The following is a 23,010-nucleotide window of genomic DNA, read 5'->3' on the forward strand; positions in this document are numbered from 1 at the left end:
GCACGGCTGAAAAGGCATCGGCTTCGATGGCATATTTTCAAGGCGTCTACGCGCTACAATGTGGCTTTTGCCAACCATCGAGGTGTGCGTTTTGACTGCTCCAGGTCCTTTGAATTCCACTGCAGGCTCGCTTTTTGTCGTGGCGACGCCCATTGGCAACCTGGACGATATCAGTGCGCGGGCGCTGAAAGTGTTGCGCGACGTTAAATTGATCGCGGCGGAAGATACCCGGCACTCCCAGCGTCTGATGCAGCATTTCGGTATCAGCACGCCATTGGCTGCGTGCCATGAGCATAACGAGCGCGAAGAAGGCAGTCGTTTTATCACGCGCCTGCTGGCAGGTGATGACGTGGCGCTGATCTCCGATGCCGGTACCCCGCTGATCTCTGACCCGGGTTATCACCTGGTTCGCCAGGCGCGTGCTGCGGGTATCAATGTAGTGCCTGTTCCGGGCGCATGCGCGCTGATCGCCGCTTTATCGGCAGCTGGATTGCCCTCCGATCGTTTTATTTTCGAGGGCTTCCTGCCGGCCAAGGCGGTCGGGCGTCGTGCTCGGCTCCAAGCGTTAAAGGAAGAGCCGCGTACATTGATCTTCTATGAGGCTCCCCACCGTATTCTGGAATGCCTGCAGGATATGGAGCTGGTGTTCGGTGGTGAACGCCTTGCACTGTTGGCGCGGGAGATTACCAAGACCTTCGAGACCCTCAAGGGACTGCCGCTGGAAGCGTTGCGCGCGTTTGTCGAGGGTGACAGCAATCAGCAACGAGGCGAATGCGTGGTGCTGGTGGCGGGCTGGAGTGCGCCAGAGTCCGAAGACGCGGTGGGCAGCGAAGCCATGCGCATCCTTGATCTGTTACTCAAGGAAATGCCCCTTAAGCGCGCGGCAGCCCTGGCGGCGGAAATTACCGGGGTGCGCAAGAATGTGTTGTATCAAGTTGCGCTGGATAAACAGAAAACCGAATAGTTCCGGGGGTAAGCCGGTATTTCGTCTGAAGGTGATGGCACTGCTATGCTTTTAGTACTTGTCCTAAGTCCCTCGTGCCGTTAACCTGCGCGGCGGAGAGTCGATTGGACAGTCGCTGCCTTCTATGAAAATTAGGAGGGGGAGGAAAGTCCGGGCTCCATAGGGCGAAGTGCCAGGTAATGCCTGGGAGGCGTGAGCCTACGGAAAGTGCCACAGAAAATAACCGCCTAAGCACTTCGGTGCCGGTAAGGGTGAAAAGGTGCGGTAAGAGCGCACCGCACGACTGGCAACAGTTCGTGGCTAGGTAAACCCCACTTGGAGCAAGACCAAATAGGGTCCCAAGGCGTGGCCCGCGCTGGGACCGGGTAGGTTGCTAAAGATGTCCAGTGATGGCCATCGTAGACGAATGACTGTTCAAGACAGAACCCGGCTTATAGATCGACTCTCCACCTTTTTCCTTCTGTCCGAATCTCGGGCAGAAAACCGGTAGTAACGCAAGAATCCCTCCCTGCTGAATCATTGGCAGATGCATCTTCGTAATACCAAAAAAATCTTACTCTTAATAAATTACATTAACTTTGAGCCATAGCTCTTTGAGCTATTTGTGCTTGTTGGGCCCAAAACATCGCCGAACTCTGGTTTCTCCTCCCTTTACGCTCCTAAATCTCCGTTCTGTAAGGCTTTTCCTTGAATCCGCGCCTTGACGGTGTGGTGGCCGCATTCCTATAGTGTGCGCAAGTGGCGGAAAGTGGCACAAAGTGGGTTTTTTGAACGTAAAACGCTAAAATTTGGAGAAACGCATCTGTGTTTCGCGGAGCTAACGCTATCAGTCTCGATGCAAAAGGCCGTCTCGCCATGCCGAGCCGGTATCGTGACGAGCTCATTTCGCGAAGTTCCGGGCAGTTGATTATCACCATCGATGCTGTTGACCCTTGTTTGTGTGTTTACCCGCTCGATGAGTGGGAGTTGATTGAAACCAAGTTGCGCGCTTTGCCTTCATTGCGTGAAGAGAACCGCCGCCTGCAGCGTTTGCTGATTGGTAATGCCGTCGACCTCGAGCTCGATGGCAGCGGTCGTTTCCTGGTGCCTCCGCGTCTGCGCGAGTACGCCAAGCTGGATAAGCGCGCAATGCTGGTGGGCCAACTGAACAAGTTCCAATTGTGGGACGAAGATGCCTGGGACGCTGTTTCTGCAGCGGACCTGGCTGCTATTCAACAACCGGGCGCCATGCCTGATGAACTGCGTGATTTGATCCTGTGACTATTGATAGCGGCTTTAACCACATCACCGTACTGCTTGACGAAGCCGTTGAGGCTCTCGCCGTACGCGCGGATGGCTGCTATTTGGATGGCACCTTCGGCAGAGGCGGGCACAGCCGGTTGATACTCAGCCAGCTCGGGCCCGACGGCAAGCTCCTCGGATTCGATAAAGACCCCCAAGCGATTGCCACCGGGCAAGCGCTAGCGGCCGAAGACGGCCGCTTTGTCGTTGTGCAGCGCAGCTTTGCCGAGCTGGGCGCGGAAGTTGCCGAGCGCGGCATGGCGGGCAAGGTGGCCGGGGTTTTGCTCGACCTGGGCGTGTCTTCGCCGCAGCTCGATGATCCGGAGCGCGGCTTCAGCTTCATGAACGACGGCCCGCTCGACATGCGCATGGACCCGACCCGTGGTGTCAGTGCTGCCCAGTTCATCGCCACCGCGCCAGTGGAAGAAATCGCCCGCGTGTTCAAGGAATACGGTGAAGAGCGCTTCGCCGGGCGCATGGCCCGTGCCGTGGTCGAGCGTCGGGAAATCCAGCCGTTCGAGCGCACCGCCGACCTGGCCGAAGTGCTGAAAGTCGCCAATCCTGCCTGGGAAAAGGGCAAGAACCCGGCTACCCGCGCATTCCAGGGCCTGCGTATTCACGTCAACAACGAATTGGGCGATCTGGAAGCCGGCCTCGAAGCCGCGCTGGAAGCCTTGGAAGTGGGGGGGCGCCTGGTGGTGATCAGCTTCCACTCCCTGGAAGACCGTATCGTCAAACTGTTCATGCGCCGCCTGGTCAAGGGCGAGTCCGACAACCTGCCGCGCAACCTGCCGGTGCGTTTCGAAGCCTTCGTGCCAAAAATCAAAATCCATGGCAAAGCGCAGTTCGCTTCCGAAGCCGAACTCAAGGCCAACCCACGTTCCCGTAGCGCTGTCATGCGTGTCGCGGAGAAGTTGCGGTGAGCAAGCTTTTCGCCAAGCCCCTTCCGGGCGGCAGCTTTTTTATGCTGCTGCTGTTTATCGGCGTGCTGGTGTCCGCGATTGCGGTGTCCTACAGCGCCCATTGGAATCGTCAACTGCTCAACACCCTGTACGGGGAATTGAGTGTGCGTGATAAAGCCCAGGCGGAGTGGGGCCGGCTGATTCTGGAGCAGAGCACCTGGACGGCCCACAGCCGTATTGAAGTGCTGGCGACCGAGCAACTGAAAATGCACATCCCGGGCGCGGCCGAAGTTCGCATGGTGGCGCCATGATGAAGCTCGAAGGTGCACTTTACCCGTGGCGCTTCCGTCTGGTGCTGGGCTTGTTGGCCCTGATGGTCGGCGCGATCGCCTGGCGCATCATCGACCTGCAAGTGGTTGACCGCGACTTCCTGATTGGCCAGGGCGATGCCCGCAGCCTGCGGCATATTCCGATTCCTGCGCACCGTGGCCTGATCACTGACCGTAACGGCGAACCACTGGCTGTCAGTACCCCGGTGACTACCCTGTGGGCCAACGCCAAGGAACTGCAGGTGGCCAAGGACAAATGGCCGCAACTCGCCGCCGCCCTGGGCCAGGACCCGAAGGCCTTGGCCGAGCGCCTGGAAGCCCAGGCCAATAAAGAGTTCATCTACCTGGTGCGCGGCCTGACCCCCGAGCAGGGCCAGCAGGTGCTCGACCTTAAAGTCCCCGGTGTCTACGGCATCGAGGAATTCCGTCGTTTCTATCCGGCCGGTGAAACCACCGCCCATATGGTGGGTTTTACCGACATCGATGACCATGGCCGCGAAGGTGTGGAGCTGGCCTACGATGAATGGCTGGCCGGGGTCCCCGGCAAACGACAGGTCATCAAGGATCGGCGCGGCAGACTGATCAAGGATGTCCAGGTCACCAAAAACGCCAAGGCCGGTAAGCCCTTGGCGTTGTCGATTGACCTGCGCCTGCAATACCTGGCCAACCGCGAGTTGCGCAACGCGATCATCGAGAACGGCGCCAAGGCCGGCAGCCTGGTGATCATGGACGTGAAGACCGGCGAGATCCTCGCCATGGTCAACCAGCCGACCTACAACCCGAACAACCGTCGCAACCTGCAACCGGCGATGATGCGCAATCGTGCAATGATCGACGTGTTCGAGCCAGGTTCGACCATGAAAGCCATCTCCATGAGTGCTGCCCTGGAAACCGGCCGCTGGAAGCCCAGCGACAAGGTCGAGGTGTATCCAGGCACCCTGCAGTTGGGCAAATACACCATTCGTGACGTGTCCCGTACCGAAGGGCCGGTGCTGGATTTGACAGGTATCCTGATCAACTCCAGTAACGTGGGCATGAGTAAGGTGGCCTTCGATATTGGCGGCGAAACCATCTACCACCTGGCGCAAAAAATCGGCCTGGGCCAACCCACCGGCCTCGACTTCCCGGGTGAGCGCGTCGGCAACCTGCCGAACTATCGCGACTGGAAAAAAGCCGAGACGGCCACGCTTTCCTACGGCTACGGCCTGTCCGTCACCGCCATCCAACTGGCCCACGCCTTCTCGGTGCTGGCCAACAATGGCCGCATGGTGCCGCTGAGCCTGATCCACGTTGACGAAGCGCCGAAAGCCACCCAGGTGATCCCGGAAAACGTCGCCAAGACCATGCAAGGCATGTTGCAACAAGTGATCGAAGCGCCGCGCGGTGTATTCCGCGCCCAGGTGCCGGCGTATCACGTGGCAGGCAAGTCCGGTACGGCACGTAAGACGTCGGTGGGTACCAAGGGTTACGCCGAGAACTCCTACCGCTCGCTGTTCGCCGGCTTCGGCCCGATGAGCGACCCGCGCTACGCCATCGTGGTTGTGATCGATGAACCAAGCAAAGCCGGTTACTTCGGTGGCCTGGTATCGGCGCCGGTGTTCAGCAAAGTGATGTCGGGCACCCTGCGCCTGATGAACATCACGCCGGATAACCTGCCGCCGACCCAACAAGCGAACGCCGGACCACCGGCCGCTGCTGCCAAAGCCAATGGAGGGCGCGGCTGATGTCCTTGAGCCTGAACAAGATTTTTGCCCACGCCGGTCGCGATCTGCTGATTCGCGAGTTGAGCCTGGACAGCCGCAACGTACGCGCCGGGGACCTGTTCCTCGCGGTGCCGGGCGGCAAGTACGATGGCCGTGCACATATCGCCGATGCCTTGCAACGCGGTGCGGCGGCCGTGGCCTATGAAGTGGAAGGCGCGACCGTGCTGCCGATCACTGACGTGCCGTTGATTCCGGTCAAGGGCCTGGCCGCGCAGCTGTCGGACATCGCCGGGCGCTTCTATGGTGACCCGAGCCGCCACCTGAACCTGATTGGCGTGACCGGTACCAACGGCAAGACCAGCGTGACCCAGTTGGTCGCCCAGGCCCTCGACCTGTTGGGCCAGCATTGCGGCATCGTCGGCACCCTCGGCACGGGCTTCTATGGCGCGCTGCAAAGCGGCCTGCACACCACGCCAAACCCGATTGCCGTGCAAGCGACGCTGGCTGACCTGAAAAAGGCCGGAGCCAAGGCGGTCGCCATGGAAGTCTCGTCCCACGGCCTGCATCAGGGGCGTGTGACGGCCCTGGCCTTTGATGTGGCAGTGATGACCAACCTGTCCCGCGATCACCTGGACTACCACGGCACCATGGAGGCCTACGCCGCCGAGAAGGCCAGGCTGTTTGCCTGGAATGACCTCAAGTGCCGGGTGGTCAACCTGGACGATGCCTTTGGCCGCCGACTGGCTGCCGAGGACCACGAAGCTCGCCTGATCAGCTACAGCCTGGAAGACGCCAGCGCGTACCTGTATTGCCGCGAAGCCCAGTTCAATGACGAAGGCGTGCGTGCCACGCTGGTGACGCCACAAGGCGAACACCATTTGCGCAGCACCTTGCTCGGGCGCTTCAACCTGAGCAATCTCCTCGCTGCTGTCGGCGCATTGCTTGGCCTGGATTACGCCCTGGATGAAATCCTGCGCGTGCTGCCGAAGCTGGAAGGCCCCGCTGGGCGCATGCAGCGCCTGGGTGGGGGCAAGCAGCCGCTGGTGGTGGTCGATTACGCTCACACCCCGGATGCGCTGGAAAAGGTCCTGCTGGCCCTGCGCCCCCACGCCAAGGGCAAGTTGCTCTGCCTGTTTGGCTGTGGCGGTGACCGTGACCGTGGCAAACGCCCGTTGATGGCTGAAATCGTCGAGCGTCTGGCCGATGGTGTACTCGTCACCGACGACAATCCGCGCAGTGAAGACCCGAGCCAGATTTTCGCTGACATCCGCGCAGGCTTCCAGGATGTGTCCAAGGTTGCCTTCGTCGCCGGTCGTGGCGCGGCCATTGCCCAATTGATCGCCAGCGCCAGCGCTGACGACGTGGTGGTCCTGGCCGGTAAAGGCCACGAGGATTACCAGGAAATCAACGGCCAACGCCATGCCTTCTCCGATCTGGTCGAGGCTGATCACGCCTTGACTGCCTGGGAGGCCGCCCATGCTTAAAGCCATGAAGTTCAGCGAACTGACCCAGCCCCTGTCGGGCCGCGTGCTGTCCGGTGATTGCAGTTTCAACGGTGTCAGCATCGACAGCCGCGCAATCAAGCCGGGCCAATTGTTCGTCGCCCTGGCCGGGCCGCGTTTCGACGGTCACGACTACCTGAATGAAGTCGCCGCCAAAGGCGCCGTCGGTGCTTTGGTGCAGCGCGAAGTGGCGGATTCGACCTTGCCGCAATTGCTGGTGGCCGATACACGCCTGGCCCTGGGCCAGCTCGGGGCGCTGAACCGTGCGGCCTTCGATAAACCCGTGGCCGCCATCACCGGTTCCAGCGGCAAGACCACGGTCAAGGAGCTGCTCGCCGGTGTCCTGCGTACGCGCGGGCCGGTGCTCGCTACACGTGGCAACCTGAACAATGATTTCGGCGCACCGTTGACCCTGCTCGAACTGGCCCCGGAACACACGGCGGCGGTGATCGAACTGGGCGCTTCGCGCATCGGCGAAATCGCCTACACCGTGGCGCTGACCAAACCCCACGTCGCGATCATCAACAACGCCGGGACTGCCCATGTGGGCGAGTTCGGCGGCCCGGAGAAAATCGTCGAGGCCAAGGGGGAAATCCTCGAAGGCCTGGATGCCTCGGGCACCGCTGTATTGAATCTGGACGACAAGGCCTTCGAGACCTGGAGTGTACGTGCCGCCGGTCGCAAGGTCCTGACGTTTGCCGTGCTGAACGCCACGGCCGATTTCCATGCATCCGACATCACCGTCGATGCCCGTGGCTGCCCGTCCTTTACCTTGCACACCCCGCAAGGGCGTGAGCATGTGCAGTTGAATCTGCTGGGCAACCACAACGTCGCCAACGCCTTGGCTGCCGCCGCTGCCGCTTACGCCCTGGGCGTTTCGCTGTTCGGTATCGCCACCGGCCTGGGTGCGGTACAGCCGGTCAAGGGCCGCACGGTGGCGCAACTGGCGACCAACGGCATGCGCGTGATCGATGACACCTATAACGCCAACCAGTCCTCGGTCTGCGCCGCCATTGACCTGCTCAAGGGCTTCGACGGGCGCAAGGTGCTGGTGCTGGGCGACATCGCCGAACTGGGCGATTGGGCCGAACAGTCCCATCGCGAAGTCGGTGTCTACGCCAGCGATAAAGTCGACGCCCTCTACGCCGTTGGCCCGCACATGGCTCACGCCGTCGCGGCCTTCGGCCCTGGCGCGCGGCATTTCGCGACCCAGGCCGAGTTGATCCAGGCGCTGGGCGTGGCTGAACACGACAAACACACAACCATTTTGATCAAGGGATCGCGCAGCGCGGTGATGGAAAACGTCGTCGCGGCCTTGTGTGGCTCAAGTACGGAGAAACATTAATGCTGCTGCTGCTGGCTGAGTATCTGCAACAGTTCCACAAAGGCTTCGCGGTCTTTCAGTACCTGACCCTGCGCGGGATCCTGGGTGTGCTGACTGCGCTGTCTTTGTCGCTGTTCCTGGGGCCGTGGATGATCCGCACCCTGCAGAACCTGCAAATTGGTCAATCGGTTCGTAATGACGGCCCGCAGTCGCACCTGTCCAAATCTGGCACCCCGACCATGGGCGGTGCATTGATCCTGTCGTCCATCGGCATCAGCACCTTGCTCTGGGCTGACCTGCACAACCGCTACGTGTGGGTGGTGTTGCTGGTGACCCTGTTGTTCGGCGCTATCGGCTGGGTCGATGACTACCGCAAAGTGATCGAGAAAAACTCCAAAGGGCTGCCAAGCCGCTGGAAGTATTTCTGGCAGTCGGTGTTCGGCCTTGCCGCTGCGATCTTCCTCTACACCACCGCGCCAAGCGCCGTGGAAACCACCTTGATCATCCCGATGCTCAAGGACGCCAGCATTCCACTGGGCATTGGCTTTGTCGTACTGACGTACTTCGTCATCGTCGGCTCCAGCAACGCGGTGAACCTGACCGACGGCCTCGATGGCCTGGCGATCATGCCGACGGTGATGGTCGGCGGTGCGCTCGGCATCTTCTGCTACCTGTCGGGTAACGTGAAATTCGCCGAATACCTGCTGATCCCCTATGTGCCGGGTGCCGGTGAACTGATTGTGTTCTGCGGCGCATTGATTGGTGCGGGCCTGGGCTTCCTGTGGTTCAACACCTATCCCGCACAAGTCTTCATGGGTGACGTTGGCGCACTGGCGCTGGGCGCGGCCCTGGGCACCATCGCGGTGATCGTTCGCCAGGAAATCGTGCTGTTCATCATGGGCGGTGTGTTCGTGATGGAAACCCTGTCGGTGGTCATCCAGGTGGCCTCCTTCAAATTGACCGGGCGCCGCGTGTTCCGCATGGCGCCGATTCACCACCACTTTGAACTCAAGGGCTGGCCTGAGCCGCGCGTGATTGTCCGTTTCTGGATCATCACCGTGATTCTGGTCCTGGTCGGCCTTGCCACCCTGAAACTGAGGTAGAAACGAGTGTCCCTGATCGCTTCAGACCACTTCCGCATCGTTGTCGGCCTCGGCAAGAGCGGCATGTCCCTGGTTCGCTTCCTGGCGAACCGGGGCAAGCCGTTTGCCGTGGCCGATACGCGGGAAAATCCACCGGAGCTGGTCACGCTGCGCCGTGACTACCCGCACGTGGAAGTGCGTTGTGGCGAGTTGGATGTGGAGTTTCTGTGCCGTGCCGATGAGCTCTACGTGAGCCCCGGCCTGGCCTTGGCGACACCGGCCCTGCAAGCTGCAGCCGCGCGTGGCGTGAAGCTGTCCGGTGACATCGACCTGTTCGCGCGTCACGCCAAGGCGCCGATCGTGGCCATCAGCGGCTCCAACGCGAAAAGCACCGTGACCACCCTGGTCGGCGAAATGGCGGCTGCGGCCGGCAAGCGCGTGGCGGTGGGCGGCAACCTCGGGACACCGGCGCTGGACCTGCTCAGCGACGACGTCGAGCTGTACGTCATGGAGCTGTCGAGCTTCCAACTGGAGACCACCCACGACCTGGGTGCCGAAGTCGCCACCGTATTGAATGTCAGCGAAGACCACATGGACCGCTACAGCGGCCTGCCGGCCTATCACCTGGCCAAGCACCGGATTTTCCGCGGTGCCAGGCAAGTGGTGGTCAACCGCCAGGATGCCCTGAGCCGTCCGCTGATGGGCGAGGGCTTGCCGTGCTGGACCTTCGGCCTGGGCAAACCCGACTTCAAGGCCTTTGGCATCCGCGAAGAGAACGGCGAGAAATACCTGGCCTTCGAATTCCAGAACCTGATGCCCGTGCGCGAACTTAAAATCCGTGGTGCGCATAACCAGTCCAATGCCCTCGCGGCCTTGGCGCTCGGGCATGCCGTTGGCCTTCCGTTCGACGCCATGTTGTCGAGCCTGCGTTCCTTTGCCGGCCTTGAGCATCGCTGCCAATGGGTGCGTGACCTCGATGGTGTCAGCTATTACAACGATTCCAAGGCCACCAACGTCGGCGCCGCACTGGCTGCCATCGAAGGCCTGGGGGCCGATATCAAGGGCAAGCTGGTGCTGATTGCCGGTGGCGACGGCAAGGGCGCCGACTTCAAGGACCTTAAAGGTCCGGTGGCCGCCCATTGCCGTGCCGTGGTGCTGATGGGCCGCGATGCCGACCTGATCGCCGCCGCCCTGGGGGACGCCGTGCCGCAAGTGCGCGCCACCTCCCTGGACAACGCTATCGCCCAGTGCAAGGCCTTGGCCCAGCCGGGCGATGCGGTGTTGCTGTCGCCGGCCTGTGCGAGTCTCGACATGTTCAAGAACTACGAAGAGCGCGGCCAGTTGTTCGCTCGCGCCGTGGAGGCCTTGGCATGAATATCAACTTGCGCAACATCATCAAGCCGTACCCTTCGCCGATTATTACCGGGCGCGGTATCGACCTGGATTTCCCGATGCTCGCCGGTTGCCTGGCGCTGCTCGGACTGGGCCTGGTGATGATCACCTCGGCGTCTTCCGAAGTGGCCGCCGTGCAGTCGGGCAACACCCTGTACATGATGATCCGTCACCTGGTGTACCTGGTGATCGGCCTCGGGGCGTGCATCGTCACCATGATGATCCCCATCGCCACCTGGCAGCGCCTGGGTTGGCTGATGCTGATCGGTGCTTTTGGCTTGCTGGTCATGGTGATCCTGCCCGGCATTGGCCGTGAGGTGAACGGTTCGATGCGCTGGATCGGCTTCGGTGCATTCAACGTGCAGCCGTCCGAGATCGCCAAGGTGTTCGTGGTGATCTACCTCGCCGGTTACCTGGTGCGTCGCCAGAAAGAAGTGCGCGAAAGCTGGATGGGCTTCTTCAAGCCATTCATCGTGCTGCTGCCCATGGCCGGCCTGTTGCTGATGGAACCTGACTTTGGTGCCACCGTCGTGATGATGGGGGCAGCTGCGGCCATGCTGTTCCTCGGCGGCGTGGGCCTGTTCCGCTTCACCTTGATGGTGGTGCTGGCGGTCGCTGCGGTGACCGTGCTGGTACAAGCGCAACCTTACCGGATGGCGCGCCTGATCACCTTCACCGACCCATGGTCCGACCAGTTCGGTTCCGGCTACCAGTTGACCCAGGCGCTGATCGCCTTCGGGCGCGGCGAGTGGCTGGGCGTGGGCCTGGGCAACAGCGTGCAGAAGCAGTTCTACCTGCCGGAAGCGCACACCGACTTCGTGTTCTCGGTGCTCGCCGAAGAGCTTGGCGTGGTCGGTTCGCTGTGTACCGTCGCGCTGTTCGTGTTCGTGTGTGTGCGCGGCATGTACATCGGCCTGTGGGCCGAGAAGGCCAAACAGTATTTTGCCGCTTATGTGGCATATGGCTTGTCGTTCCTGTGGATCGGCCAGTTCCTGATCAATATCGGTGTGAACGTCGGCCTGCTGCCGACCAAGGGCCTGACCTTGCCGTTCCTCAGTTATGGCGGCAGTTCGTTGGTGATTTGCTGCGCCTGCCTGGGGTTATTGCTGCGCATCGAGTGGGAGAGTCGAACCCACCTGGGCAGCGAAGAGATGGAGTTCAGCGAAAGCGACTTCGCCGAGGAGCCGACTCATGGGCGCTAACGTGCTGATCATGGCAGGCGGCACCGGGGGCCACGTGTTCCCGGCCCTGGCTTGTGCCCGCGAATTCCAGAACCGTGGCTACACCGTGCACTGGCTGGGGACGCCGCGTGGCATTGAAAACGAACTGGTGCCGAATGCCGGGCTGCCGCTGCACCTGATCAACGTCAGCGGCCTGCGTGGCAAGGGCAAGTTGTCTTTGCTCAAGGCGCCGTTCGTGTTGCTCAAGGCGGTGTGGCAGGCGCGCAAGGTCATTCGTGAATTGAAGCCGGTGTGTGTGCTTGGCTTTGGCGGCTATGTGACAGGCCCTGGCGGTGTTGCCGCGAAGCTCGCGGGAGTGCCGGTGATCGTGCATGAGCAGAACGCCGTGGCCGGCACGGCCAACCGTTTGCTCGTGCCTTTGGCGGCGCGGGTGTGTGAAGCGTTCCCCAACACCTTCAGTGCCTCGGACAAACGTCGCACCACCGGTAATCCGGTGCGCACCGAGCTGTTCATGGCCATCGCCCGTGAAGCATTGGCCGGGCGCAAGGCGCACCTACTGGTCCTGGGCGGAAGCCTGGGTGCCGAGCCGCTGAACAAATTGCTGCCGGAAGCGGTGGCGCAATTGCCTGTGCAATTGCGCCCGGAAATCTTCCACCAGGCGGGCAAGCATCACGATGAAGTGACCGCCGCGCGTTATCGCGAGGCAGGTGTGGAGGCCAATGTGCAGCCCTTCATCAAGGACATGGCCCATGCCTATGGCTGGGCCGACCTGGTGGTCTGTCGCGCTGGTGCGCTGACCGTCAGTGAACTGGCCGCTGCCGGGCTGCCGTCGTTACTGGTGCCTTTGCCCCATGCGATCGACGATCACCAGACCCGCAACGCCGAATATTTGGCCGGGGAGGGCGCTGCCTTCCTGCTGCCGCAAAGAACGACTGGCGCCGCCGATTTGGCCGCACGCCTGACCGAGGTTTTGATGCAACCGGAACGACTCAACAGCATGGCGAGCACCGCAAGCCGCCTGGCCAAGCCTGACGCAACCCGCACCGTGGTCGATATCTGCCTGGAGGTGGCCCATGGTTGAGAATCAGAAAGCCATGCCGCAACCAGAGATGCGCCGCATCCGCCGCATCCACTTCGTCGGTATCGGCGGCGTGGGCATGTGCGGTATTGCCGAGGTGTTGCTGAACCTCGGCTACCAGGTGTCGGGCTCCGACTTGAAAGAGTCGCCGGTCACCGATCGCCTGAAGTCCTTTGGCGCACAGATTTTTATCGGCCACCGCGCCGAGAACGCCACCGAGGCTGACGTGCTGGTAGTGTCCAGCGCTGTGAACACGTCCAACCCGGAAGTGGCCACCGCCCTTGAGCGCCGCATTCCCGTGGTGCCACGCGCCGAGATGCTGGCCGAGCTGATGCGCTATCGCCACGGCATCGCCGTTGCCGGCACCCACGGCAAGACCACCACCACCAGCCTCATTGCCTCGGTGTTCGCGGCCGGTGGCCTGGATCCGACCTTCGTCATCGGTGGCCGCCTGAATGCAGCCGGCACCAATGCCCAGCTCGGCACCAGCCGCTACCTGATCGCCGAAGCCGACGAGAGCGATGCCAGCTTCCTGCACCTGCAACCGCTGGTGGCCGTGGTCACCAATATCGACGCCGACCACATGGCGACCTACGACGGTGACTTCAACAAGTTGAAGAAAACCTTCGTCGAGTTCCTGCACAACCTGCCGTTCTATGGGCTGGCGGTGGTGTGCCTGGATGATCCGGTGGTGCGTGAAATCCTGCCCCTGGTCAAGCGCCCGACCGTGACCTACGGCTTCAGCGAAGACGCCGACGTGCGCGCGATCAATGTGCGCCAGGAAGGCATGCAAACCTTCTTTACCGTGCTGCGTCCCGACCGCGAGCCACTGGACGTGTCGGTGAACATGCCGGGCAACCACAACGTGCTCAATTCCCTGGCGACCATCTGCATCGCTTCTGACGAGGGCGTCAGCGATGAGGCCATCGTCGAAGGCCTGTCGTGCTTTGCCGGCGTGGGCCGTCGCTTCCAGGTCTACGGCCAGTTGCCGGTGGAAGGTGGCGACGTGATGCTGGTGGACGACTACGGCCACCACCCGACCGAAGTCGCCGCGGTGATCAAGGCCGTGCGTGGTGGCTGGCCGGAGCGTCGCCTGGTGATGGTCTACCAGCCGCACCGCTACAGCCGTACCCGCGACCTGTACGACGATTTCGTCAATGTATTGGCCGATGCCAACGTGCTGCTCTTGATGGAAGTCTACCCAGCCGGTGAAGAGCCTATCCCGGGTGCCGACAGCCGCAAGCTGTGCAACAGCATCCGTCAGCGTGGCCAGTTGGACCCGATCTACATCGAGCGCGGCGTGGACCTGGCGCCGATCGTCAAGCCGTTGCTGCGTGCCGGCGATATCCTGCTGTGCCAGGGTGCCGGTGATATTGGCGGCCTTGCGCCGAAATTGCTCGCCAGCCCGCTGTTTGCAGCCGCGCAGGGGAAGTCGAAATGACCCTGAATTACGACGCCCTGTTCTCTACCATCGCGCCTGCCGACTTCGGCCGCGTGGCGGTATTGTTCGGCGGCAAGAGCGCCGAGCGCGAAGTGTCGCTCAAGTCCGGCAATGCCGTGCTTGAAGCCCTGCAAAGCGCTGGCGTGAATGCGTTCGGGATCGACGTGGGCGATGACTTCCTCGCCCGCCTGCAGGCCGAGAAGATCGACCGCGCCTTTATCATCCTGCACGGTCGTGGCGGTGAAGATGGCAGCATGCAGGGCCTGCTGGAGTGCGCAGGCATTCCTTACACCGGCAGCGGTATCCTGGCTTCCGCGCTGGCGATGGACAAGTTGCGCACCAAGCAGGTGTGGCACAGCCTGGGTATTCCAACCCCGCGCCACAGTGTCCTGTGCAGCGAAGACGATTGTATTTCCGCAGCCAAGGAACTGGGCCTGCCTTTGATCGTCAAACCAGCCCATGAAGGCTCCAGTATCGGCATGGCCAAAGTGAACTCGGCCGCCGAATTGATCGACGCATGGAAAGCGGCAAGTACCTACGATTCGCAAGTGTTGGTGGAACAGTGGATCCAGGGTCCCGAGTACACCATCGCCACCCTGCGTGGCCAGGTATTGCCGCCCATCGCATTGGGCACGCCCCACACCTTTTACGACTACGACGCCAAGTACCTGGCTTCCGATACCCAGTACCGGATCCCGTGCGGCCTTGACGCAACCAAAGAACAGGAATTGATGGACCTCACGGCGAAAGCCTGTGAGGCGCTGGGTATCGCCGGTTGGGCGCGGGCAGACGTGATGCAGGATGACCAAGGGAATTTCTGGTTCCTGGAAGTCAACACCGCACCCGGTATGACCGACCACAGCCTGGTCCCTATGGCCGCTCGCGCCGCCGGTCTGGATTTCCAGCAGTTGGTGCTGGCCATTCTCGCAGCAAGCATTGAGGCTCGAGGCTAAGACATGAAAGGCGCATCGCTTCGTCATCAGCCCCCCGCACCCGGCCGCAAGCCGGTGCCACGGGGTGCCAGTCGAATGGTGGCTAAAGAGCCGATGTCGGCGCGCCTGCCGAAAGCCAACTTTGGTTTTATCAAGGCGCTGTTCTGGCCGGTGCTGCTGGTGGTGCTGGGCTTCGGCACTTACGAAGGCGCACAGCGTCTATTGCCGTATGCCGACCGGCCGATCACCAAGATCAGCGTGCAGGGCGACTTGAGCTACATCAGCCAGCAAGCGGTGCAGCAGCGCATCGGGCCGTTCCTCGCCGCGAGCTTCTTCACCATCGACCTGGCCGGCATGCGCCGGGAGCTGGAACAGATGCCGTGGATCGCCCATGCCGAAGTCCGTCGCGTCTGGCCGGACCAGGTGACGATCCGCCTGGAAGAACAACTGCCCGTGGCCCGTTGGGGTGACGAAGCGCTGTTGAACAACCAGGGCCAGGCGTTCACGCCGCGTGAGCTGGCCAACTACGAGCACCTGCCGCAGTTGTTCGGGCCGCAGCGGGCGCAACAGCAAGTGATGCAGCAGTACCAGGCCTTGAGCCAGATGCTGCGGCCACTGGGCTTCTCCATTGCACGCCTGGAACTGCGTGAGCGGGGCAGCTGGTTTTTGACGACCGGGGCAGGCAGTTCCGGCCCGGGCATCGAGTTGTTGCTGGGACGCGACCACCTGGTGGAAAAGATGCGCCGCTTCATCGCCATCTATGACAAGACCTTGAAAGAACAGATTACGAACATTGCGAGCGTCGACCTGCGTTACGCCAACGGCCTTGCCGTCGGCTGGCGTGAACCGGCTGCGCCCACGGCAGCGCAACCCGCTGTCGCGAAGAATTAAGAAGAGGCAGGACCCATGGCAAACGTGCAAAGCGGCAAAATGATCGTCGGTCTCGATATCGGCACCTCCAAGGTGGTGGCGCTGGTGGGCGAGGTCGGGGAAGACGGCACGATCGAAATCGTCGGTATTGGCACGCATCCGTCCCGGGGCCTGAAGAAGGGCGTGGTGGTGAACATCGAGTCCACCGTGCAATCGATCCAGCGCGCCATTGAAGAAGCGCAGCTGATGGCCGGTTGCCGGATTCACTCGGCGTTCGTCGGCGTGGCCGGCAACCATATCCGCAGCCTGAACTCCCACGGCATCGTGGCGATCCGCGACCGTGAAGTCAGCTCGGCCGACCTCGAGCGCGTGCTCGACGCCGCCCAGGCCGTGGCGATCCCGGCTGACCAGCGCGTGTTGCACACCCTGCCGCAGGACTACGTGATCGACAACCAGGAAGGCGTGCGCGAGCCCCTGGGCATGTCGGGCGTACGCCTGGAGGCCAAGGTCCACGTGGTGACCTGCGCCGTCAACGCCGCGCAGAACATTGAGAAGTGCGTGCGCCGCTGCGGCCTGGAAATCGACGACATCATCCTTGAGCAACTGGCTTCGGCCTACTCGGTACTGACCGACGACGAAAAAGAACTGGGCGTATGCCTGGTGGATATCGGCGGCGGCACCACCGACATCGCGATCTTCACCGAGGGTGCGATCCGTCACACCGCCGTGATCCCGATTGCAGGCGACCAGGTCACCAACGACATCGCCATGGCGCTGCGTACACCGACCCAGTACGCCGAAGAAATCAAGATTCGCTACGCCTGCGCCCTGGCCAAGCTGGCGGGTGCCGGTGAGACCATCAAGGTGCCAAGCGTGGGCGACCGTCCACCGCGCGAACTGTCGCGCCAGGCCTTGGCCGAAGTGGTCGAACCACGCTACGACGAGCTCTTCACCCTGATCCAGGCTGAACTGCGCCGCAGCGGCTACGAAGATTTGATCCCGGCCGGCATCGTGCTGACAGGTGGTACCTCGAAGATGGAAGGCGCGGTCGAACTGGCCGAGGAAATCTTCCATATGCCGGTGCGCCTGGGCGTGCCCCATGGCGTCAAGGGCCTGGGCGATGTCGTGCGCAACCCGATTTATTCCACCGGTGTGGGTTTGCTGTTGTACGGGCTGCAAAAGCAGACCGATGGCATTTCCCTGTCGGGCCCGAGCAACCGAGACAGCTACCGCAGCGACGACGAAGCCAAAGCGCCGTTGTTCGAGCGGTTGCAGGCTTGGATCAAAGGCAATTTCTAACGATTTACCGCAACACCGCAACACGGCAAAAAAGCAGTAGGCGAAAAAACTAGAGAAAACGAAAGGAGAGGGAACATGTTCGAACTCGTAGACAACATCCCCGCCAGCCCGGTCATCAAAGTGATCGGTGTCGGCGGTGGCGGCGGCAACGCTGTCAACCATATGGTCAAGAGCAACATTGAAGGCGTTGAATTCATCTGCGCCAACACTGATGCCCAGGCGCTGAAAAGCATCGGCGCGCGGACCATCCTGCAATTGGGCACAGCCGTGACCAAGGGCCTCGGCGCTGGCGCCAATCCGGAAGTCGGCCGTCAAGCCGCCCTGGAAGACCGCGAGCGTATTGCTGAAGTGCTGCAAGGCACCAACATGGTGTTCATCACCACTGGCATGGGCGGCGGTACCGGTACCGGTGCGGCGCCAATCATTGCCGAAGTGGCCAAGGAAATGGGGATCCTGACGGTTGCCGTCGTGACCCGTCCGTTCCCGTTCGAAGGCCGCAAGCGCATGCAGATCGCCGACGAAGGTATCCGTCTGCTGTCTGAAAGCGTTGACTCGTTGATCACCATCCCCAACGAGAAATTGCTGACCATCCTGGGCAAGGACGCGAGCCTGCTGTCCGCGTTTGCCAAGGCTGACGATGTACTGGCCGGTGCCGTTCGCGGTATTTCCGACATCATCAAGCGCCCGGGGATGATCAACGTCGACTTTGCCGACGTACGTACTGTCATGAGCGAAATGGGCATGGCGATGATGGGCACTGGCTGCGCCAGCGGTCCGAACCGTGCACGCGAAGCCACTGAAGCGGCCATCCGCAACCCGCTGCTGGAAGACGTGAACCTGCAAGGCGCACGCGGCATCCTGGTGAACATCACCGCCGGTCCTGACCTGTCCCTGGGCGAGTACTCCGACGTGGGTAGCATCATCGAAGCCTTCGCTTCCGAGCACGCAATGGTCAAGGTCGGTACCGTTATCGATCCGGACATGCGCGATGAACTGCACGTGACCGTGGTTGCAACTGGCCTGGGCGCGAAAATCGAGAAGCCTGTGAAGGTCATCGACAATACCGTTCATACCAGCCACGCCAGCCAGTCGGCTGCCGCTCCAGCGCCTTCGCGCCAGGAACTGCCGTCGGTGAACTACCGTGACCTGGATCGTCCGACCGTGATGCGCAACCAGGCTCAGGCCGGTGCTGCGGCGTCCCGTAGCCCGAATCCGCAAGATGATCTGGACTACCTGGACATCCCGGCTTTCCTGCGTCGTCAGGCCGATTAATGGAATGTATCAGGGCTATGAAGGTGATTGGTGTTCAGCAAAGGTCTGGTCTGCTATTATCGCCAGCCTTTGTTGATACCAGTTCGCAATTTGCGCTGAAGCGGTCCAAGCCATGATTAAACAACGCACCCTGAAGAATATTATTCGTGCCACAGGTGTAGGTCTGCACTCCGGGGAGAAGGTATACCTGACCCTCAAGCCTGCACCTGTCGACACCGGCATCGTGTTTGTGCGTGCCGACCTGGACCCTGTGGTGCAGATTCCTGCTCGCGCGGAAAATGTTGGCGAAACCACGATGTCGACCACGTTGGTCAACGGTGACGTCAAAGTGGACACGGTGGAGCACTTGCTCTCGGCCATGGCCGGTTTGGGCATCGATAACGCCTACGTCGAGCTCTCCGCGTCCGAAGTCCCGATCATGGATGGCAGCGCTGGACCCTTCGTATTCTTGATTCAATCTGCCGGCCTGGAAGAACAGGACGCAGCCAAGAAGTTCATACGCATTCTGCGGGAAGTGACAGTAGAAGACGGCGACAAGCGCGCCACCTTCGTCCCGTTCGAAGGCTTTAAAGTGAGCTTTGAGATCGATTTCGACCACCCGGTATTCCGTGACCGCACCCAAAGTGCAAGCGTGGATTTTTCCAGCACTTCGTTCGTAAAAGAAGTCAGCCGCGCCCGTACCTTTGGTTTCATGAGTGACATCGAGTACCTGCGCAAGCACAACCTCGCACTCGGCGGCAGCGTTGAAAACGCCATTGTGGTCGACGCGGATGGTGTACTGAACGAAGACGGCCTTCGCTATGAAGACGAATTCGTGAAGCACAAGATCCTCGATGCAATCGGTGACCTCTACCTGCTGGGCAATAGCCTGATAGGCGAGTTCAAAGGCTTCAAGTCGGGCCACGCCCTTAACAACCAGCTGCTGCGCAAGTTGATTGAGCAGACAGACGCTTGGGAAGTCGTGACCTTCGAAGATGCCAGCACCGCACCGATCTCTTACATGCGTCCCGTTGCGGCGGTGTAAGTAACAACTCTCTTTCTTTAGTTTTGAAAGGCTGCCTTCGGGTGGCCTTTTTTTATGTCCGTTGCAACAGCGCCGCCCCCTGTAGGAGCGAGCTTGCTCGCGAAAAACCTGAGTGCGCCGCAATAAACCTGGTGCCCGCGTTATCGTTGACGTTCTTCGCGAGCAAGCTCGCTCCTACAGGGGCTAGGTTGCGGCATCGACAATGCAGTTTCGGCCACTGTGCTTGGCTTCATACAGCGCCTGGTCCGCACTCAGCATCAACGCCTCCAATGACATGCGGCTGCGTTTGTCCCAAGTGCTCATGCCGATGCTGACGGTAATCGGCCGTTCATCTTCCGCCACCCGTGGCAAGTGCTCGACGCTGCTGCGGATATGCTCGGCGATCAGCCAGGCGCCCTTGGCGTCGGTGTCGGGCAGCACCACCGCGAATTCCTCCCCGCCATAGCGCGCCGCCAGGTCAGCCGGGCGGCGGATATTGTTGCCGATCACCTGGGCCACGGTGCGCAACGCTTCGTCGCCGCCACTGTGGCCATGGCGGTCGTTGAACGCCTTGAAGTGGTCCACGTCGATCATCAGCAGTGTCAGCGGTTCTGTGGAGCGTTGGGCGCGATCCCATTCCAGACGCAGGCGCTCGTCAAGGACGCGGCGGTTGGGCAGGCCCGTCAGGGCATCGGTGGCTGCTTGTTCTGACAGCACTCTCTCCGCACGATAGCGCCGGCGCAGTTCCCGGCGCAGCATCCAGGTGAGCCACAACAAGCCGATACACAGGATGCCTGTGGCGCCACTGGTGAGCAGTGCGGCGCGTTTCCAGGGGGCGAATACGTCTTCACTGGGGAGCGCCACCACCACGATCAGCGGCAGTTCGCCGACATTGGTGAACGTGTACAGGCGCTCCTTGCCGCTGACGGTGGAGACGGCCTGGAAGCTGCCGCTTCCATCGCGCAGCATGCGTTTGAAGTTCGGTCGCTCGCTCAGGTCTTTGTCGATCATGTCGCGTTCAAGCAACGGTTGCTGAGCCAGCAGGATGCCTTTGTTGTTCAGCAGGTTGACGCTGCTGCCGTTGCCGATCGTCAGGGTGCTGAACAACTGGTCGAAATACGCCAGGCGCATGGTGGCGACCGCAACGCCGGCGAACTCACCATTGGGCCCCGACACGCGCCGGCTGAATGCCATGCGCCAGACCTGGTCGCAGTCGCAATGGATCTGGAACGGTCGGCTGATAAACAAGCCCGCCTGGGCGTCCTTGGCATGCACCTGGAAATAATCTCGGTTGGCAAAATTGCGCGGAGTGGGCTGCAGGGTCGAGGAGTCGGCGATCACCGCTCCGGTGGCGTCCAACAAAAGCACCTCACCCTTGAAAGGGGCCGCCGTGGACAAGTCAAACTGCACCAGGTGTTGGATATTCGCGGCAACCTGTGACAGGTCCTTGCGTTGTGTGGCGGCAATCAGTCCCTTGAGGGCCAGGTCGTATAACTCGACGTTTCGCAGCACATCGGCATTGATCAGTTGGGCAATGTTGGTGGTTGAGCGCGTGGCCGCCTGCAGGGTGCTGGCGTGTTCGCGTATCAACAGGACGGCGACGATGATCACAATCAGGACGACGGTGAGGCCGCTGCCCAGCATCAGCAAAAGTTCGGGGTGTGCAGGTGAGGTGCGAGTAGGGCGTGGGCTCATCGGGCAGACTTCAGCGGTGACGATGCTGGCAGTTTAGTTCTACCCGATGAAAATTAAATACTTGGTTAAAAAGAAACTGTGCGCGTCAAAACACGTTGATCGGATAGTCGACGATCACGCGGTACTCATCCACATCCCGATCCACCGCCGAGTAACCCCGGCCGCCACGGTTGGTCGCCCATTGCAGGCGCACCGCCAGGTCCTTGGCCTTGCCGCCTTGCACCACATACTTCAGGTCGACATCCCGTTCCCAGTGCCTGGCGTCTTTGCCGTCTGCGCTGTACCAGGCGCTGTAGCCACGACTTTGCGGGTCGACCTTGGTCAGGTCGGTCTTGCCGCTGATGTAGGACACCGCCGAGGTCAGGCCCGGCATGCCGAGGCCGACGAAGTCATAGGCGTACTTGAGCTTCCACGAGCGTTCGTTGGGGCCGTTGAAGTCCGAGTACTGCTGGGAGTTGTCCAGGTACACGCTGTCGCCCTGGGTGATGTAGTCGAACGGCGTGTTGCCGTTGACCCGCTGGTAGGCGGCGGTGACGCTGTGGTTGCCCACGCCCACGGTGAAATGCAGGCTGTAGGTGTTGTTGTCGATGGCTCCGAGCAGCGACTGGCCGGTGTCCTGGGTGTGGTAATAGTGCAGGCCCGGGTTGAGGCTAATCAGGTCGTTCAACGCGTAGGTGTAGTCCAGGTCGTAGTAGTACTGGTGCCACACGTCCTTGAGTTCAGAGGCGTAGAGATTGCTGGTCAGGCCCGGGATGGCGCTGAACGACACACCGGCCCAATCCAGGTGCTGGCTATCGGCGTGGTCCGGCAGTGCGCCGTAGCTGGTGCCGATGCGCTGATGGCCGCTCTGGTTGTAGAGCTTGGTGAAACTGGCCCGGCCACCTTCGAGCATCCAGCCGTCGAAACTGTGGTTGACCAGGCTCACGCCGCGGAAGGTCTGCGGCAGCATGCGGGTCATGCCGCCGGCAATCACCGGGTTGTTGAGGAACAGGTCGCCCGCTTTCACCTCGGTGTCGAACGCCCGTATCTTCAAGGTACCGCCCGCCGTGGAGAACGAGCCGGGTGCCTTGCCGTTGCCGCTGCCATACGGAAGGATGCTGGAACCGTCGGTGCCGCCACCCCCGTCGAGCTTGAGGCCGAGCATGGCGTGGGCGTCCAGGCCGAAACCAACGGTGCCCTGGGTGTAGCCGGATTCGAAGGTGCCGAGAAAGCCTTGGCCCCACTCCTTGCTGTCATCGGTATGAAGATCGCGACGGTCGCGGTTCATGTAGTAGTTGCGGGTGTTGATATTGAGGTGGGCGCCTTCGACAAAACCGTCGGCGGGGGGCGCGTCTGCTGCATGGGCAAGAGGGACGATCGTTGCGGTAATCGCGAGAAATAACGGGGTGAACGTCAGCGAGTTCTTCACCGGTGGAGCTCCTTGGGTCAATCGGAAACGGCCAATGTCGTGGGGGTGTGCCTGGCCTTTTTTTTACGGCAAAAAAAAGCCGCTGAAGTCAGCGGCTTTAAGACAGATTCCCAGTGTAGAGCCCTGGAAATATGTCGAGGGAAATTCGGGTAAGCGGGTCAGCTGTCTTTGCCGTCGCGCTCATCGATGCGTCAAATTAACGCAGGCGAGCGGTACGATACAGAGTGTAACAAGATAATGACTGTTGCCGAAATCGCAACAGTAGTGAGGGGCAAGCCCTAATACTTGTCAGTTAAAAGATAGAACGAGCAAACAGTCACCTGTGGCGAGCGGGCTTGCCCCGCGTTGGGCT

Annotated in this window: 19 protein-coding genes and 1 other RNA gene; 18 read left to right on the top strand and 2 right to left on the bottom strand. The window is 61.2% G+C overall.

Annotated elements, in window-relative coordinates; translation table 11 throughout:
• Positions 1-58: 58 nt before the first annotated feature.
• The 18 genes from rsmI (at position 59) to lpxC (ending at position 19,576) form a co-directional block, all read left to right on the top strand.
• Entirely contained in the window at positions 59-964 is a 906-nt protein-coding gene (gene rsmI, locus ACODSV_RS25325; RefSeq protein ID WP_024073512.1) for a 16S rRNA (cytidine(1402)-2'-O)-methyltransferase, read from the top strand.
• Between the two features lie 96 nt (positions 965-1,060).
• Positions 1,061-1,414, top strand: an RNA gene (rnpB, locus tag ACODSV_RS25330) — RNase P RNA component class A.
• Positions 1,415-1,768: 354 nt separating this feature from the next.
• Entirely contained in the window at positions 1,769-2,224 is a 456-nt protein-coding gene (gene mraZ / locus ACODSV_RS25335) for a division/cell wall cluster transcriptional repressor MraZ (RefSeq protein ID WP_003171868.1), read from the top strand.
• Positions 2,221-3,168, top strand: coding sequence for a 16S rRNA (cytosine(1402)-N(4))-methyltransferase RsmH (gene rsmH / locus ACODSV_RS25340; protein ID WP_010213048.1), 948 nt, complete (start codon positions 2,221-2,223; stop codon positions 3,166-3,168). The genes mraZ and rsmH overlap by 4 nt, the downstream gene beginning before the upstream one ends.
• Entirely contained in the window at positions 3,165-3,458 is a 294-nt protein-coding gene (gene ftsL / locus ACODSV_RS25345) for a cell division protein FtsL (RefSeq protein ID WP_003171871.1), read from the top strand. Before rsmH ends, ftsL begins: the two co-directional genes overlap by 4 nt.
• Positions 3,458-5,200 carry a peptidoglycan D,D-transpeptidase FtsI family protein gene (locus ACODSV_RS25350; protein WP_168232483.1) on the top strand — a complete coding sequence of 581 codons (1,743 nt, stop codon included), beginning with the start codon at positions 3,458-3,460 and terminating at the stop codon, positions 5,198-5,200. Before ftsL ends, ACODSV_RS25350 begins: the two co-directional genes overlap by 1 nt.
• Positions 5,200-6,663: a UDP-N-acetylmuramoyl-L-alanyl-D-glutamate--2,6-diaminopimelate ligase gene (locus tag ACODSV_RS25355; RefSeq protein ID WP_150095464.1), complete on the top strand. Its 1,464-nt coding sequence runs from the start codon at positions 5,200-5,202 to the stop codon at positions 6,661-6,663. The genes ACODSV_RS25350 and ACODSV_RS25355 overlap by 1 nt, the downstream gene beginning before the upstream one ends.
• On the top strand, positions 6,656-8,026 hold the full coding sequence (locus ACODSV_RS25360; RefSeq protein WP_150054946.1) for a UDP-N-acetylmuramoyl-tripeptide--D-alanyl-D-alanine ligase: 1,371 nt from the start codon (positions 6,656-6,658) through the stop codon (positions 8,024-8,026). The genes ACODSV_RS25355 and ACODSV_RS25360 overlap by 8 nt, the downstream gene beginning before the upstream one ends.
• A complete protein-coding gene (gene mraY / locus ACODSV_RS25365) occupies positions 8,026-9,108 on the top strand; it encodes a phospho-N-acetylmuramoyl-pentapeptide-transferase (protein ID WP_003171875.1) in 1,083 nt (360 codons plus the stop codon). Before ACODSV_RS25360 ends, mraY begins: the two co-directional genes overlap by 1 nt.
• A gap of 6 nt (positions 9,109-9,114) precedes the next feature.
• Positions 9,115-10,461, top strand: coding sequence for a UDP-N-acetylmuramoyl-L-alanine--D-glutamate ligase (gene murD, locus ACODSV_RS25370; RefSeq protein ID WP_150054947.1), 1,347 nt, complete (start codon positions 9,115-9,117; stop codon positions 10,459-10,461).
• Complete coding sequence (gene ftsW, locus ACODSV_RS25375) at positions 10,458-11,681, top strand: putative lipid II flippase FtsW (protein WP_024073517.1); 1,224 nt, start codon at positions 10,458-10,460, stop codon at positions 11,679-11,681. Before murD ends, ftsW begins: the two co-directional genes overlap by 4 nt.
• Positions 11,671-12,741: an undecaprenyldiphospho-muramoylpentapeptide beta-N-acetylglucosaminyltransferase gene (gene murG, locus ACODSV_RS25380; protein ID WP_024073518.1), complete on the top strand. Its 1,071-nt coding sequence runs from the start codon at positions 11,671-11,673 to the stop codon at positions 12,739-12,741. The genes ftsW and murG overlap by 11 nt, the downstream gene beginning before the upstream one ends.
• Positions 12,734-14,179: a UDP-N-acetylmuramate--L-alanine ligase gene (gene murC / locus ACODSV_RS25385; RefSeq protein WP_024073519.1), complete on the top strand. Its 1,446-nt coding sequence runs from the start codon at positions 12,734-12,736 to the stop codon at positions 14,177-14,179. Before murG ends, murC begins: the two co-directional genes overlap by 8 nt.
• Entirely contained in the window at positions 14,176-15,132 is a 957-nt protein-coding gene (locus ACODSV_RS25390) for a D-alanine--D-alanine ligase (RefSeq protein ID WP_150054797.1), read from the top strand. The genes murC and ACODSV_RS25390 overlap by 4 nt, the downstream gene beginning before the upstream one ends.
• 3 nt (positions 15,133-15,135) lie before the next feature.
• Entirely contained in the window at positions 15,136-16,002 is an 867-nt protein-coding gene (locus tag ACODSV_RS25395; RefSeq protein ID WP_069075283.1) for a cell division protein FtsQ/DivIB, read from the top strand.
• Positions 16,003-16,017: 15 nt separating this feature from the next.
• Positions 16,018-17,280, top strand: coding sequence for a cell division protein FtsA (gene ftsA, locus ACODSV_RS25400; protein WP_024073522.1), 1,263 nt, complete (start codon positions 16,018-16,020; stop codon positions 17,278-17,280).
• 75 nt (positions 17,281-17,355) lie between these two features.
• Positions 17,356-18,552, top strand: coding sequence for a cell division protein FtsZ (gene ftsZ, locus ACODSV_RS25405; protein ID WP_024073523.1), 1,197 nt, complete (start codon positions 17,356-17,358; stop codon positions 18,550-18,552).
• 112 nt (positions 18,553-18,664) lie between these two features.
• Positions 18,665-19,576, top strand: a complete 912-nt coding sequence (gene lpxC, locus ACODSV_RS25410; RefSeq protein ID WP_003171886.1) for a UDP-3-O-acyl-N-acetylglucosamine deacetylase — start codon at positions 18,665-18,667, stop codon at positions 19,574-19,576.
• 183 nt (positions 19,577-19,759) lie between these two features.
• Here lpxC and ACODSV_RS25415 read toward each other — a convergent pair whose 3' ends face one another.
• Together ACODSV_RS25415 and ACODSV_RS25420 are read right to left on the bottom strand one after the other, a co-directional pair.
• On the bottom strand, positions 19,760-21,250 hold the full coding sequence (locus tag ACODSV_RS25415) for a GGDEF domain-containing protein (protein ID WP_150055132.1): 1,491 nt from the start codon (positions 21,248-21,250) through the stop codon (positions 19,760-19,762).
• Positions 21,251-21,335: 85 nt separating this feature from the next.
• Entirely contained in the window at positions 21,336-22,658 is a 1,323-nt protein-coding gene (locus tag ACODSV_RS25420; protein ID WP_150095503.1) for an OprD family porin, read from the bottom strand.
• Between the last annotated feature and the right edge of the window lie 352 nt (positions 22,659-23,010).

It is taken from the genome of Pseudomonas sp. FG86 (assembly GCF_057808775.1).

What these genes read in the sequence shown, in the direction of transcription:
- murG (WP_024073518.1), top strand. Translation starts at nt 11,671, where the DNA reads ATGGGCGCTAACGTGCTGATCATGGCAGGCGGCACCGGGGGCCACGTG.
- ACODSV_RS25360 (WP_150054946.1), top strand. Translation starts at nt 6,656, where the DNA reads ATGCTTAAAGCCATGAAGTTCAGCGAACTGACCCAGCCCCTGTCGGGC.
- ACODSV_RS25390 (WP_150054797.1), top strand. Translation starts at nt 14,176, where the DNA reads ATGACCCTGAATTACGACGCCCTGTTCTCTACCATCGCGCCTGCCGAC.
- lpxC (WP_003171886.1), top strand. Translation starts at nt 18,665, where the DNA reads ATGATTAAACAACGCACCCTGAAGAATATTATTCGTGCCACAGGTGTA.
- ftsA (WP_024073522.1), top strand. Translation starts at nt 16,018, where the DNA reads ATGGCAAACGTGCAAAGCGGCAAAATGATCGTCGGTCTCGATATCGGC.
- mraY (WP_003171875.1), top strand. Translation starts at nt 8,026, where the DNA reads ATGCTGCTGCTGCTGGCTGAGTATCTGCAACAGTTCCACAAAGGCTTC.
- murC (WP_024073519.1), top strand. Translation starts at nt 12,734, where the DNA reads ATGGTTGAGAATCAGAAAGCCATGCCGCAACCAGAGATGCGCCGCATC.
- ACODSV_RS25395 (WP_069075283.1), top strand. Translation starts at nt 15,136, where the DNA reads ATGAAAGGCGCATCGCTTCGTCATCAGCCCCCCGCACCCGGCCGCAAG.
- ftsZ (WP_024073523.1), top strand. Translation starts at nt 17,356, where the DNA reads ATGTTCGAACTCGTAGACAACATCCCCGCCAGCCCGGTCATCAAAGTG.
- ACODSV_RS25355 (WP_150095464.1), top strand. Translation starts at nt 5,200, where the DNA reads ATGTCCTTGAGCCTGAACAAGATTTTTGCCCACGCCGGTCGCGATCTG.
- rsmI (WP_024073512.1), top strand. Translation starts at nt 59, where the DNA reads ATGTGGCTTTTGCCAACCATCGAGGTGTGCGTTTTGACTGCTCCAGGT.
- ftsW (WP_024073517.1), top strand. Translation starts at nt 10,458, where the DNA reads ATGAATATCAACTTGCGCAACATCATCAAGCCGTACCCTTCGCCGATT.
- ACODSV_RS25415 (WP_150055132.1), bottom strand. Translation starts at nt 21,250, where the DNA reads ATGAGCCCACGCCCTACTCGCACCTCACCTGCACACCCCGAACTTTTG.
- ACODSV_RS25350 (WP_168232483.1), top strand. Translation starts at nt 3,458, where the DNA reads ATGAAGCTCGAAGGTGCACTTTACCCGTGGCGCTTCCGTCTGGTGCTG.